The 13447-nt window shown below is 73.1% G+C and carries 10 protein-coding genes; 9 read left to right on the top strand and 1 reads right to left on the bottom strand.

Features of this window, described 5'->3' with window-relative positions; translation table 11 throughout:
- Positions 1-272: 272 nt before the first annotated feature.
- Both BM076_RS28630 and BM076_RS28635 read left to right on the top strand, forming a co-directional pair.
- Entirely contained in the window at positions 273-1718 is a 1446-nt protein-coding gene (locus BM076_RS28630; RefSeq protein WP_093716635.1) for an NAD-dependent malic enzyme, read from the top strand.
- 222 nt (positions 1719-1940) lie between these two features.
- Entirely contained in the window at positions 1941-2222 is a 282-nt protein-coding gene (locus tag BM076_RS28635; RefSeq protein WP_093716636.1) for an HU family DNA-binding protein, read from the top strand.
- Between the two features lie 75 nt (positions 2223-2297).
- Here the strand turns inward: BM076_RS28635 and murA are convergent, their stop codons facing one another.
- Positions 2298-3644 carry a UDP-N-acetylglucosamine 1-carboxyvinyltransferase gene (murA, locus tag BM076_RS28640; protein WP_093716637.1) on the bottom strand — a complete coding sequence of 449 codons (1347 nt, stop codon included), beginning with the start codon at positions 3642-3644 and terminating at the stop codon, positions 2298-2300.
- Positions 3645-3955: 311 nt separating this feature from the next.
- Here murA and BM076_RS28645 point away from each other — a divergent pair, with 311 nt between their 5' ends.
- From BM076_RS28645 to BM076_RS28675, 7 genes are all read left to right on the top strand, one after another.
- On the top strand, positions 3956-4534 hold the full coding sequence (locus BM076_RS28645) for a YqgE/AlgH family protein (RefSeq protein ID WP_093716638.1): 579 nt from the start codon (positions 3956-3958) through the stop codon (positions 4532-4534).
- 11 nt (positions 4535-4545) lie between these two features.
- On the top strand, positions 4546-4845 hold the full coding sequence (locus BM076_RS28650; RefSeq protein ID WP_093716639.1) for a DUF3039 domain-containing protein: 300 nt from the start codon (positions 4546-4548) through the stop codon (positions 4843-4845).
- A 68-nt stretch (positions 4846-4913) separates the two neighbouring features.
- The gene (locus tag BM076_RS28655; protein ID WP_093716640.1) at positions 4914-6179 is read left to right on the top strand and encodes a tetratricopeptide repeat protein; all 1266 of its coding nucleotides are present in this window, start codon (positions 4914-4916) and stop codon (positions 6177-6179) included.
- 314 nt (positions 6180-6493) lie between these two features.
- Positions 6494-8125, top strand: a complete 1632-nt coding sequence (locus BM076_RS28660) for a beta-N-acetylhexosaminidase (protein WP_093716641.1) — start codon at positions 6494-6496, stop codon at positions 8123-8125.
- Between the two features lie 310 nt (positions 8126-8435).
- Positions 8436-9326, top strand: a complete 891-nt coding sequence (locus tag BM076_RS28665; RefSeq protein WP_177246663.1) for an FAD binding domain-containing protein — start codon at positions 8436-8438, stop codon at positions 9324-9326.
- Positions 9323-11020 (top strand): 2Fe-2S iron-sulfur cluster-binding protein, encoded by a 1698-nt coding sequence (locus BM076_RS37700; protein WP_245796463.1) that lies wholly within the window; start codon positions 9323-9325, stop codon positions 11018-11020. Before BM076_RS28665 ends, BM076_RS37700 begins: the two co-directional genes overlap by 4 nt.
- 97 nt (positions 11021-11117) lie before the next feature.
- A complete protein-coding gene (locus BM076_RS28675) occupies positions 11118-13436 on the top strand; it encodes a xanthine dehydrogenase family protein molybdopterin-binding subunit (RefSeq protein ID WP_093716643.1) in 2319 nt (772 codons plus the stop codon).
- Positions 13437-13447 lie beyond the last annotated feature (11 nt).

Raw genomic sequence — 13447 nt, forward strand, 5'->3', positions numbered from 1 at the left:
CGCCATGCTCGCCTCGCGGCAAGTGGGCGCTCGAAGCGCCTAAGGTTGGGCCCGGGGGCTTGGATCGAGCCGGTGCCTCACCCAGGCTAACAAACGGCCCCCGGAACCTCTTCCCGTGAGGCGAAAATCTCTTCTTCCCACCACCCGGTTGCGTCGATCCCGCATCGCGGAAGTATTCTTCCAATCTTTACCGCAGCGGTTTACGCGTACCCGCCGGTAGGTGCAACGATCGACGGGCAGGCAGCACCACCAGGAACTGGAAGAAGGTCGTCATGGCAACGGCGCCAAGCGTCTCGTACTCGATCACGGTACGGCTGGAGGTCCCCGCGAGCGGGACCGCGGTCAGCCAGCTCACCACCGCCGTGGAGTCCTCGGGCGGGTCCGTGACCGGCCTCGACGTCACCGCGTCCGGCCACGAGACGCTGCGCATCGACGTCACCGTCGCCGCCAGCTCCACCGCGCACGCCGACGAGATCGTCAGCAAGCTGCGCGGCATCGAGGGCGTCGCCGTGAGCAAGGTCTCCGACCGTACGTTCCTGATGCACCTCGGCGGCAAGATCGAGATGCAGTCCAAGCACCCGATCCGCAACCGCGACGACCTCTCCATGATCTACACCCCGGGCGTCGCCCGGGTCTGCATGGCCATCGCGGAGAATCCCGAGGACGCCCGCCGCCTGACCATCAAGCGCAACAGCGTGGCGGTCGTCACCGACGGCTCCGCGGTGCTGGGCCTGGGCAACATCGGGCCCAAGGCGGCGCTGCCCGTCATGGAGGGCAAGGCGGCGCTCTTCAAGCGCTTCGCCGGCATCGACGCCTGGCCGCTGTGCCTGGACACCCAGGACAGCGACCAGATCGTGGAGATCGTCAAGGCCATCGCCCCCGGCTTCGCCGGCATCAATCTGGAGGACATCTCCGCGCCGCGCTGCTTCGAGATCGAGGCCCGGCTGCGCGAGGCGCTGGACATCCCGGTCTTCCACGACGACCAGCACGGCACCGCCATCGTGGTGCTCGCCGCGCTCACCAACGCGCTGCGCGTGGTCGGCAAGCAGATCGGCGACGTACGCGTCGTCATGTCCGGTGCGGGCGCGGCCGGTACGGCCATCCTCAAGCTGCTGCTCGCGGCCGGCGTCAAGCACGCGGTGGTCGCCGACATCCACGGTGTGGTGCACTGCGACCGCGACGACCTGGTGCACGCCTCGCCCGAGTCGGCGCTGCGCTGGATCGCCGACAACACCAACCCCGAGGGCGTCTCCGGCACGCTCAAGGAGGCGGTGACCGGCGCCGACGTCTTCATCGGCGTCTCCGCGCCGAACGTCCTGGACGGTACGGACGTGGCACGGATGGCGGAGGGCGCGATCGTCTTCGCGCTCGCCAACCCCGACCCCGAGGTGGACCCGGGCGTGGCCCGCGAGACCGCCGCCGTGGTCGCCACCGGCCGCAGCGACTTCCCCAACCAGATCAACAACGTGCTGGTCTTCCCGGGCGTCTTCCGCGGCCTGCTGGACGCCCAGTCCCGCACCGTGAACACCGAGATGATGCTGGCCGCCGCGCGGGCCCTGGCGGGCGTGGTGGGCGACGGCGAACTGAACGCCAACTACATCATTCCCAGCGTCTTCAACGACAAGGTGGCCGGCGCGGTGGCCGACGCGGTGCGTGAGGCGGCCAAGGCGCAGGGGCCCGCGGTCGCCGCCGCCGCGGCGACTCCTGGGACGGTCTGACAATCCGTCCGGCAAACGGATTCAGCGCGTCGACCATGTGACGACAATCCGTCATCCCCGTGGCGTCCCCGTGCAATCGCATCGTTTTTTGTGCGACTCGCGCGGTCGGTGGATTGGCTTTCCCCCCATATATGGGGGCAGGATGCACACCTGGGCAGTGAGGCACACAGCAACAGCTTCGAGCTCGCGCCCCCATGGCAGAAAGAACACGGGAGTACAGATATGAACCGCAGTGAGCTGGTGGCCGCTCTGTCCGAGCGCGCCGAGGTGACCCGCAAGGACGCCGACGCCGTACTGGCCGCGTTCGCTGAGACCGTCGGTGAGATCGTGGCCAAGGGCGACGAGAAGGTCACCATCCCCGGCTTCCTGACCTTCGAGCGCACCCACCGTGCCGCTCGTACCGCGCGCAACCCGCAGACCGGCGACCCGATCAACATCCCCGCCGGTTACAGCGTGAAGGTTTCGGCGGGCTCCAAGCTCAAGGAAGCCGCCAAGGGCAAGTAACCACACCGCGAAGGGCGGTCGCTCCCCGGGGGGAGCGACCGCCCTTCCGTATGTCCGGCCACCGGTGCGTACGCGTCAGGAGGCGGCCGGGACGGCGCTGGGCAGCTCGATGTGGGCGCCCAGGCCCTCCAGCTTCTCCAGGAAGTTCTCGTAGCCCCGGTTGATCAGGTCGATGCCGTGCACCCGGGAGGTGCCCTGCGCGGCCAGCGCCGCGATCAGGTACGAGAAGCCGCCGCGCAGGTCGGGGATGACCAGGTCGGAGCCCTGCAGCTTGGTCGGGCCCGACACCACCGCGGAGTGCAGGAAATTGCGCTGCCCGAAGCGGCACGCGGAACCGCCCAGGCACTCGCGGTAGAGCTGGATGTGCGCGCCCATCTGGTTGAGCGCGGAGGTGAAGCCGAGCCGCGACTCGTAGACCGTCTCGTGCACGATGGACAGCCCCGACGCCTGCGTCAGCGCCACCACCAGCGGCTGCTGCCAGTCGGTCTGGAAGCCGGGGTGCACGTCCGTCTCCAGCGCGATGGCGTTCAGCGGGCCGCCCGGGTGCCAGAAGCGGATGCCGTGGTCGTCCACCTCGAAGGCGCCGCCGACCCGGCGGAAGGTGTTGAGGAAGGTCATCATCGACCGCTGCTGCGCGCCGCGGACGTAGATGTTGCCCTCGGTGGCCAGCGCCGCGCTCGCCCAGGAGGCCGCCTCCAGGCGGTCCGGGAGCGCCCGGTGGGTGTAACCGCCCAGTTTGTCGACACCCGTGATCCGGATCGTCCGGTCGGTGTCCATGGAAATGATCGCGCCCATTTTCTGCAGGACGCAGATCAGGTCCTCGATCTCCGGCTCGACGGCCGCGTTGGACAGCTCCGTGACGCCCTCGGCGAGCACCGCGGTCAGCAGCACCTGCTCGGTGGAGCCCACCGACGGGTACGGCAGCCGGATCTTGCAGCCGCGCAGCCGCTGCGGCGCCTCCAGGTACTGGCCGTCGGCGCGCTTCTCGATCGTGGCGCCGAACTGCCGCAGCACGTCGAAGTGGAAGTCGATCGGCCGGCCGCCGATGTCGCAGCCGCCCAGGCCCGGGATGAAGGCGTGGCCGAGCCGGTGCAGCAGCGGACCGCAGAACAGGATCGGGATCCGCGACGAGCCCGCGTGCGCGTCGATGTCGGCCACATTGGCGCTCTCGACGTGCGTCGGGTCGAGCACCAGCTCGCCCGGCTCCTCACCGCTCTGCACCGTCACGCCGTGCAGCTGGAGCAGCCCTCTGACGACGCGGACGTCACGGATGTCGGGGACATTGCGGAGTCTGCTCGGGCCACTGCCGAGCAGAGCGGCGACCATGGCCTTGGGTACGAGGTTCTTCGCACCGCGGACACGGATCTCGCCCTCGAGGGGGGTTCCGCCATGAACAAGCAGTACATCGGCGATGTCGGTCATGGATCTCGCGATCTTCGGAACGGTTGGTACGGGTTGTGGTGCGCGTTCGTGGAACGGGGGCCGGGCGCGGCCGGGGTGCTCGCCGCGCGGAGCGCAGGAAGAAATGGTAATGCGCCTACTGACCCGTCCAGGCGGGCCGCACGCCTCCGGCCGTGTCATGACTTCGCTACAGAGCTGCGCGTGCCGGACCGTGTACGGTGCGCTGCCGGCCGCACCCCGCTCGTACGCCGGCGGCCGCGCCGTCCGGCCATGGCCCTTCGGCCACGGGGTTGCCGCACCGTCCGGCCGCTTTGTGCGGGATCATGTGTGCCATGACCGAGGTGTCCTCGCTCACCGGAAGACTGCTCGTCGCCACACCGGCGCTGGCCGACCCCAACTTCGACCGGGCAGTGGTGCTCCTCCTCGACCACGACGCGGAGGGGTCGCTCGGCGTCGTCCTGAACCGGCCCACGCCGGTCGGCGTCGGGGACGTCCTGCTGCCCTGGGCGCCGCTGGCCGGCGCCCCCCAGGTGGTCTTCCAGGGCGGCCCGGTCTCGCTGGACTCCGCGCTGGGCCTGGCCGTGGTGCCCGGCGAGGCCAGGGACGGCGAGGACGCGGACCCGCTCGGCTGGCGCCGGGTGCACGGCGCGATCGGCCTGGTCGACCTGGAGGCGCCGCCGGAACTGCTCGCCGCCGAGCTGGGCTCGCTGCGGATCTTCGCCGGATACTCCGGCTGGGGCCCGGGCCAGCTGGAGAAGGAGCTGGTCGAGGGCGCCTGGTACGTGATCGAGTCCGAGCCGGGCGACGTGTCCTCGCCCGACCCCGAGCAGCTGTGGCGCTCGGTGCTGCGGCGGCAGCGCAATGAGCTGGCCATGGTGGCCACGTATCCCGACGATCCGTCTCTCAACTAGTCTTGAGTCTTATGAGCACTCTTGAGCCCGAGCGCGGGGCGGGCACCGGCACTCTGGTCGAGCCGACTCCGCAGCTCTCCCACGGTGACGGCGACCACGAGCGCTACGCGCACTATGTCCAGAAGGACAAGATCATGGCGAGCGCGCTGGAAGGCACGCCCGTCGTCGCACTCTGCGGCAAGGTCTGGGTACCGGGACGCGATCCCAAGAAGTACCCGGTCTGCCCGATGTGCAAGGAGATCTACGAGGGCATGCCGCTGGGCGGCGGGGACAAGGACAAGTCCGGCAAGGGCAGCGGCGGCAAGAGCTGACCTCTGCTCCCGGGACGGCGGCGGCGTGAGCCGGCCGCCGCTCCCGGCCGGCGGAATCAGGGGCGGACGTGGACAGCGGTCAGGGTGACGACGGCGCTTTCGGCGCGGCGGACGCGCCCGACGACGACGCGAGCAGTGGTGAGCGGGTGCACTCGCTCGTCGCGCAGAGCCGGTTCGCCGAGGCGCACGCTCTCGTCAGCGACGCCTTCGTGGAGCGCAACGGCAGTGCGGGCTACCTGCTGCGCGCCTGGATCCTCGCGCAGGAGAAACGGCGCCCCCAGGCCCGCGAGGCGGTCGACTGGGCGCTGGCCCTGGCCGGGCCCGCCGAGGCCGCGGACGTCTTCGTCCTGGCCGGAGTGGTCCTGCTGTCGCTGGACGAGCCGCACGCCGCGCTGACCGTCGCCCTGCGGGCCACCGGCGCCGACCCCGACGGCTGGGAGCCGTCCGTCCTGCTCTCCGACGTCTACCGGCGGCTCGGCCGCGTCCCCGACGCGGTGGCCGCCGCCCGCCGGGCCGTCGCGCTCGCCCCGCAGGAGGCCGAGGCGCAGGTGGCGCTGGCCCGCTCCCTGACCTCCGGGCGCGGGCTGCTCGGCCGGGTGCCCGGGCGGCACCGCGCCGAGCACCAAGGCGCCGTCGAACGCGCGCTGATGCTCGGCGCCGACCCCAGTCAGCTCAGCGCGCCGCGCGGCGGCGCGCTGGCCGGGACCGTCGCCGTCGTGCTGCTGCTGGGCGTCCAGCTCTTCCGGATCGCGACCGGCGACGTCTGGCAGGTCATCGCGACCGCGGCCGGCGGTGCGGCGATGGTCGCGCTCGCCGTGATCCTGATCTCGGTGTCCGGGCGCCGCTCCGGTACGCCGCTGCCCGCCCGGCTGCTCGGCATCCGCGCCACCGTCCGCACCGAACTGGCCGCCGATCCGTGGCTGCGCCGCATACGGGAGATCAACGCGGCGGCCGTCCTGCCGCTCGTGCCGCTGGTCACCACGGTGCTGCCCTGCGACAAGGAGCGGCAGCGCGCGCCCTGGCCGCTGTGGGCGGTCTCCGCCGTCGCCGCGGCCGGGGTGGCGGCCGTCCTCGTCGTCATCCTCGCCGTCCGCTGGTGGTACGGCGGCCTCTTCGCCGAGCGCGCCTTCCTGCGTACGTGGAACGGTCTCCTCCAACTCGGCGTCGTCCTCGCTCTCCTGGCCGCCACCGTCGCCCTCGCCGCCGCCTCCCGCGTCCCGCACGCCGCCTGGCAGACCCTCACCCTCGCCCACCTCGCCTGGCTCCTCGCCGGCACGGCCCTCACGGTCACCTTGAGCGCCCGCGCTCATCGGGAAAGGGCTTCAGCTCTTTAGCTGTTTGCCGGTGCCGGGTCGGAAAGGGGTGCTCCGGTACGCCCCGGGCCGCGGCCCCGGTGGGGGTTGCTCGCGCAGTTCCTCGCGCCCCTGAAAAGACCTCGCTCGCCGGCAGCGGAGAACGTGCTCCGACAGGGGCGCTGGGGGCACCTCCCAGCGGTAGCTGGGGGAGGAACTGCGCGACCAGCCACGACGGGTCCGCAGTCGGCAAAGCACCGCATGGGGCAGACGAGATGCCGTACCCCGTACGAAGGCGCCACCAGGCACAAAGCAAGGTATAGACCAATCCGGGGACCCGGGGGCAGGATGGCCCCATGGACTTGATCCCGGCCCCCCGCCACCAAACCCCGTACGCGACGGACGACGCCTTCGTCCTCGGCCCCGAGACGACCCTCACCGCCACCCCCGGCGCCGAAGGCGCCGCCCGCTGGCTGCGCGCGGCGCTGGCCGGCGCGACCGGCCTGCCGCTCGCCCCGGTGGAACCGTCCGGCACGGACGTGATCCGGCTGGCCGTGGACGAGGAAGTGGCCAGGGAGCTGGGCCCGGAGGGCTACCGGATCATGGCCGCCCCGGACTCCGGGGTGCACATCTTCGGCGGCGGCCCCGCAGGCGTGTTCTGGGGCGCCCAGACGCTCCGCCAGATGCTCGGCGCGGACGCCTTCCGCAGAGCCCCCCTCGGCGAGCGCGAGTGGAAGGTCCCGACCTGCCACATCCAGGACTCCCCCCGCTTCGGCTGGCGCGGCTTCATGCTGGACGTGGCACGGCACTTCATGCCGAAGGACATCGTTTTCCGCTACCTGGACCTGATGGCCGCTCACAAGCTGAATGTGCTGCACCTGCACCTGACCGACGACCAGGGCTGGCGGGTGGAGATCCGCCAGTACCCGAGGCTCACCGAGATCGGCTCCTGGCGCGAGCGCACCAAAGTCGGCCTGCGCGAATCGCCGTTGTGGGACGAGCGCCCGCACGGCGGTTACTACACGCAGGACGACATCCGCGAGATCGTCGCGTACGCGACCGAGCGGCACATCACCGTCGTCCCGGAGATCGACATCCCGGGCCACTCGCAGGCCGCCATCGCCGCGTACCCGGAACTCGGCAACGCCGACGTGATCGACACCGCCGCCCTGCCGGTGCTGACCAGTTGGGGCGTCAACCCCAATGTGCTGGCGCCCAGCGACACCACGCTGCGGTTCTACGAGAACGTGCTGACCGAGCTGCTGGAGCTGTTCCCCGGCACCTTCATCCACATCGGCGGCGACGAGTGCCCCAAGGAGCAGTGGCGTGAATCCGCCGATGCCCAGCGCCGGATCAAGGAACTGGACCTCGAGGACGAGGACGAGCTGCAAAGCTGGCTGATCCGCCACTTCGACTCCTGGCTCGCTGAGCGCGGCCGCCGGCTGATCGGCTGGGACGAGATCCTGGAGGGCGGCCTCGCGCCCGGCGCGGCCGTCGCGTCCTGGCGCGGCTTCGCCGGCGGCGTCGCGGCGGCCCGGGCCGGGCACGACGTGGTGATGTGCCCGGAGAGCCATGTCTACCTGGACTGGCGGCAGTCGGAGTCCGAGGAAGAGCCGGTGCCGATCGCGCACGCGCGCAGCCTGGAGGACGTCTACCGCTTCGAGCCGGTGCCCGCCGACCTGACGCGGGAGGAGGCCGCGCGCGTCATCGGCACCCAGGCCAACGCCTGGACCGAAGTCATGGACTCGGTACGGGTGCTGGACTACATGGCCTTCCCGCGGCTCGCCGCCTTCGCCGAGGTCGCCTGGTCCCCACTGCCCGCCCCCGACGAGCGGGACTGGGCGGGCTTCGAGGCCCGGATGCGGACCCACTACGCGCGGCTCGACGCGCTCGGCGTGGAGTACCGGCCGCCGGCCGGACCCCGGCCGTGGCAGCGCCGTCCCGGTATCGTCGGCCGTCCCAAGGCGGGTCCGCCCCCGATCAGGTGACCGACCCCGTTCAGGTGACGGAGTCCGGACTTTCCGCCCCCGTCGCGCGCGGAGCTGGCACCGTGGGAGTGGCGTACCGCCGCAACACACCCGAAGGTTGGCAATTCCGGCACAGCGGTTCATTCCGTCAGAGCCGTACGTTCGCGCCGGTGACGGACGGATCGGTACTTCGCGGACCCTCGCGTCGACCACCGTCGAACATGTGCCAGAGTTGCCACGTCCGGGCTGTGAGCACGTACGGTACGGCTACCGCGAGCACGTACGGTACGGCTACCGCGCGACGGAGAAAGGCCGGGAAGGGGCAGGCTGCGTGAGCACGTATGCACGGCAGGCGGCGGAGACGGCGCACACGGCGCGGAACGTCACGCTGCCGTCCTCGCTGGACGAGGCGGTGGAGGCGCTCGCCGCCATGCCCGGCGCCGTGCCCGTCGCCGGCGGCACCGACCTGATGACGGCGGTGAACTCCGGGCTGCTGCGCCCGGACGCGCTCGTCGGCCTCGGCCGGATCAGCGAGATCCGCGGCTGGCAGTACGCGGACGGCGCGGCCCTGCTCGGCGCCGGACTGACCCATGCCCGGATGGGGCGGCCGGACTTCGCCGCCCTCATCCCGGCGCTCGCCGCCGCCGCCCGCTCCGCCGGACCCCCGCAGATCCGCAACGCGGGCACCCTCGGCGGCAACATCGCCTCCGCCGCGCCCACCGGCGACGCCCTGCCGGTGCTCGCGGCGCTGGAGGCCAGCGTGATCGTCGCCGGGCCCGAGGGCGACCGCGAACTGCCGGTCAGCCACCTGCTGACCGGCATGGACCCGCTGCGCCCCGGCGAACTCCTCGCCTTCGTACGGATCCCGCTGCTGCACGCCCCGCAGACCTTCCTCAAGGCCACCGGCCGGACCGGACCGGGCCGCGCGGTCGCCTCCGTCGCGCTCGTCGTGGACCCCGCGCGCCGCCAGGTGCGCTGCTCGGTGGGCGCGGTCGCGCCGGTGCCGCTGCGCCCGCTGGAGGCCGAGCAGTGGGTGGCGGGACTCATCGACTGGGACGGCGAGCGCTCGCTCGCCCCCGAGGCGTGCACGGCCTTCGGCGAGTACGTCGCCGCCGCGTGCATCCCGGACCAGGAAGGCGTCGAACTGCCGCCCGCCGCCGTCCAGCTACGCCGTACCGTGGCCGCACTGTCCCGTCGAGCGCTCGGGAGGGCACTGGCATGACCGACCAGCCGCAGCCGCAGCCGGGCGCGCCCGGCTCTTCCCCGTCCGGCCCCGGCACGTCCGGGACCTGGCAGCCCGTGCCCGGCGGCGGGGACTACGACCCCGACCAGACGATGCACGTCTCCTTCGCCGCCCAGCTCCCGCCGGAGCCGCGGCCCGGCGAGGACCCGCTGAGCGCGCACGGCCCGGCGGGGCCGCCCGGTTCGAACGACGGGGACGCGGTCACGCAGTGGTCGATCCCGGTGATAAGGGACGACACGGACGGCGATTCGGGGGAGTACTCGGTCGGTGCCTTCGCCCCGCCGTCGTCGTGGGACCAGGCGCCGTCGCCCGCGGCCACGCAGTCGTTCCCCGCCGGGATGTTCGGGCAGGGCGCGGCGGTCGCCGGACAGGCGCGGGCCCGCGCGGAGGCCGAAGCCGCTCAGGCGCGGGCCGCGACCCAGGAGAGTCAAGGGCAGGGCCCGGGCCAGGACCCGGAACACCTCACCGGCCAGTGGGAGATGCCCTTCGCCGGACCCGGCACCGGAGCGGGGGAGGGCGCACCCTGGCCGCCCGCCCAGGCCGCCTGGTCCGCCGCCGTGGACGATCCGGAGGCGCCGCCCGCCGCAGCCGCGGACGTGTCCGGCTACGGAGCCGCGGACGTCTCCGACTACGGATACGGGGACGGTCGAGGTGACGGGGACGGTCGAGGTGACGGGGACGCCGCCGGCCCGGCCGGTCACGAAGCTTCTCCCGGTCACGAAACCCATCACGAAGCCGCCGCCGACAGCGCTTTCGCGGCGCCCGGCGACCCGGAGCCCGGACCCGAGGCCGCCCGGACGCGCGCCCCGGGCGAGCCCGACGGCCCCGCGGGCAGCGGCGCCCTCCACGACCCCGAGGGCCTGTCCGACGGCCTGGCCCCGCTCACCGGCATCGGCGCCCTCGACGGCGTCGACGGCCTGTCCGCGCTCGACCGGCTCAGCGGCCTCGACGCCCTGCCGGGCATGGACACGCTGCCCGCGCTCGACGGCGACGACGACGATCTCGTACCGGGCGGCCCGGACGGTGACGCGGCCACCGCCGAGGACGAGGACGACGGCGACTCCGAGCCCGACGAGGAAGCGCCGGAACCGACCCGCAGCGAACACCCGGTGGCCTCGTACGTCCTGCGGGTCAACGGCACCGACCGCCCGGTCACCGACGCCTGGCTCGGCGAGTCCCTGCTCTACGTGCTGCGCGAGCGGCTCGGCCTGGCCGGCGCGAAGGACGGCTGCGAGCAGGGCGAGTGCGGGGCCTGCTCGGTGCAGGTCGACGGCCGCCTCGTCGCCTCCTGCCTGGTGCCCGCGGCCACCGCGGCCGGCAGCGAGGTCCGCACCGTCGAGGGCCTGGCCGTCGACGGCCGCCCCTCCGACGTCCAGCGCGCGCTCGCCGAATCCGGCGCCGTGCAGTGCGGTTTCTGCGTGCCGGGCATGGCGATGACCGTGCACGACCTGCTGGAGGGCAACCACCGGCCCACCGATCTGGAGACCCGCCAGGCGCTGTGCGGCAACCTCTGCCGCTGCTCCGGCTACCGCGGCGTCCTCGACGCCGTCGAACGGGTCGTCGCCGAGCGGGAGGCCGCCGCCGACGAGTCCGACCCGCCGGGCGGCACCGGCCGCGTCCCCCACCAGGGCGGCCCGTCCCACGCCAACCCGCCGTCCGGAGGCGCCGTATGACCGGCATCATCGACGGCCGGGGCGCCGCGCCCGCCCGTGTGCGCACCCCTGGCGTCCGTTTCCCCACCGTCGTCCCGCTGCCGTCCGGAGGCGCCGTATGACCGGCATCATCGACGGTCCGAGCCCCACGCCGGCCCCTGACGTGCTGGCGGGCGCGGGGGCCGCGACCCGGGGCATCGGCGCGTCGCTGCCGTCCGCCGACGCGCTGGCCAAGACGCAGGGCACGTATCCGTACGCGGCCGACCTGTGGGCCGAGGGCCTGCTGTGGGCGGCGGTGCTGCGCTCGCCGTACCCGCACGCGCGGATCACCCGGATCGACACCAGCGAGGCCGTCGCGATGCCCGGCGTGCGCGCCGTCGTCACGCACGAGGACGTGCCCGGCGACGCGATGCACGGCCGCCGGGTCGCCGACCGCCCGGTCTTCGCCGCCGATGTCGTACGCCACCACGGCGAGCCGATCGCCGCCGTCGCCGCCGACCACCCCGACACCGCCCGGCTGGCCGCCGCGGCCATCCTCGTCGAGTACGAGGTGCTGGAACCGGTCACCGACCCCGAGAAGGCGTTCGCCGCCGAGCCGCTGCACCCCGACGGCAATCTGATCCGGCACATCCCGCTGCGCTTCGGCGACCCCGACGCGGTCGGCGAGGTCGTCGTGGAGGGCCTGTACCGCGTCGGCCGCCAGGACCCGGCCCCGATCGGCGCCGAGGCGGGCCTGGCCGTACCGCGCCCGGACGGCGGCGTCGAGCTGTACGTCGCCTCCACCGACCCGCACGCCGACCGCGACCTGGCCGCCGCCTGCTTCGGCCTCGAACAGGACCGCGTCAAGGTCGTCGTGACCGGTGTGCCCGGCGCGATGGGCGACCGCGAGGACTCCGGCATCCAACTGCCGCTCGGGCTGCTGGCGTTGAAGACCGGCTGCCCGGTGAAGTTCGTCGCCACCCGCGAGGAGTCCTTCCTCGGCCACGCCCACCGGCACCCCGCGCTGCTGCGCTACCGGCACCACGCCGACGCCGAGGGCCGGCTGGTCAAGGTCGAGGCGCAGATCCTGCTTGACGCGGGCGCGTACGCCGACTCCTCCTCCGACGCGCTCGCCGCCGCCGTGGCCTTCGCGGCCGGCCCGTACGTCGTCCCGCACGTCTTCGTCGAGGGCTGGGCGGTCCGCACCAACAACCCGCCGTCCGGGCACGTCCGCGGTGAGGGCGCCGTTCAGGTCTGCGCGGCCTACGAGGGCCAGATGGACAAGCTCGCCGCGAAGCTCGGCCTGGAACCGGCCGAGATCCGGATGCGCAATGTGCTGGCCACCGGTGACCTGCTGCCCACCGGGCAGACCGTCACCTGCCCGGCGCCCGTCGGCGAACTCCTCAAGGCCGTCCGCGACGCCGAACTGCCGCCGCTGCCCGACGGCGACGACGAGTCGCAGTGGCTGCTGCCCGGCGGCACCTCGGGCGCCGGCGAACCCGGCGCGGTGCGCCGCGGTGTCGGCTACGCGCTCGGCATGGTGCACGTCCTCGGCGCCGAGGGGGCCGACGAGGTCTCCACCGCGACCGTCCGCGTGCACGACGGCCGCGCCACCGTCATCTGCGCCGCCGTCGAGACCGGCCAGGGCTTCAGCACGCTTGCCCGGCAGATCGTCCAGGAGGTCCTGGGCATCGACGAGGTGCAGGTCATGCCCTCCGACACCGACCAGCCGCCCGCCGGGCCCTCCGCCCGCGGCCGGCACACCTGGGTGTCGGGCGGCGCCGTCGAACGCGCCGCCAAGATGGTCCGCACCCAGTTGCTCCAGCCGCTGGCCGCCAAATTCGGCATGTCCGTCGAGCTGCTCTCCATCGCCGACGGCAAGATCACGTCCTACGACGGTGTGCTGTCCACGACCGTCGCCGAGACCCTCGACGGCAAGGAGCTGTGGGCGACCGCGCAGTGCCGCCCGCACCCGACCGACCGCCTCGACGACACCGGCCAGGGCGACGCCTTCGTCGGCCTCACCTTCTGCGCGATCCGGGCCGTCGTGGACGTCGACATCGAGCTGGGCGCCGTCCGTGTCGTGGAGCTGGCCGTCGCCCAGGACGTCGGCCGTATCCTCAACCCGCGCCAGCTCGCCGCCCGCATCGAGGCCGGCGTCACCCAGGGGGTCGGCCTCGCCCTCATGGAGGACCTGCGCGCACCGCGCGGGATCGTCAAGCGGCCCAGCCTGACCGGCTACTCCCTCCCCACCGCCCTGGACGCCCCCGCCGTCCGCGTCGTCCGCCTCGTCGAAGAGCGGGACGTCCTGGCCCCCTTCGGTGCCAAGGCCGTCTCGGCGGTCCCGGTCGTCACCGCCCCGGCCGCGGTGGCCGCCGCGGTCCGCGCGGCCACCGGCCGCCCGGTCACCCGCCTCCCGATCCGCCCCCAGGCGGCGGTGGTCAAGCCCCAGGCGTAGCGCCTCCGGTG

It is taken from the genome of Actinacidiphila alni (assembly GCF_900112845.1).
Classification (GTDB): Bacteria; Actinomycetota; Actinomycetes; order Streptomycetales; family Streptomycetaceae; genus Actinacidiphila; species Actinacidiphila alni.

Excerpts from the sequence above, each read along its gene's own strand:
- BM076_RS28650 (WP_093716639.1), top strand. The coding sequence starts at position 4,546 with ATGAGCACTCTTGAGCCCGAGCGCGGGGCGGGCACCGGCACTCTGGTC.
- BM076_RS28660 (WP_093716641.1), top strand. The coding sequence starts at position 6,494 with ATGGACTTGATCCCGGCCCCCCGCCACCAAACCCCGTACGCGACGGAC.
- BM076_RS28630 (WP_093716635.1), top strand. The coding sequence starts at position 273 with ATGGCAACGGCGCCAAGCGTCTCGTACTCGATCACGGTACGGCTGGAG.
- BM076_RS28635 (WP_093716636.1), top strand. The coding sequence starts at position 1,941 with ATGAACCGCAGTGAGCTGGTGGCCGCTCTGTCCGAGCGCGCCGAGGTG.
- BM076_RS28675 (WP_093716643.1), top strand. The coding sequence starts at position 11,118 with ATGACCGGCATCATCGACGGTCCGAGCCCCACGCCGGCCCCTGACGTG.
- BM076_RS28645 (WP_093716638.1), top strand. The coding sequence starts at position 3,956 with ATGACCGAGGTGTCCTCGCTCACCGGAAGACTGCTCGTCGCCACACCG.
- BM076_RS37700 (WP_245796463.1), top strand. The coding sequence starts at position 9,323 with ATGACCGACCAGCCGCAGCCGCAGCCGGGCGCGCCCGGCTCTTCCCCG.
- murA (WP_093716637.1), bottom strand. The coding sequence starts at position 3,644 with ATGACCGACATCGCCGATGTACTGCTTGTTCATGGCGGAACCCCCCTC.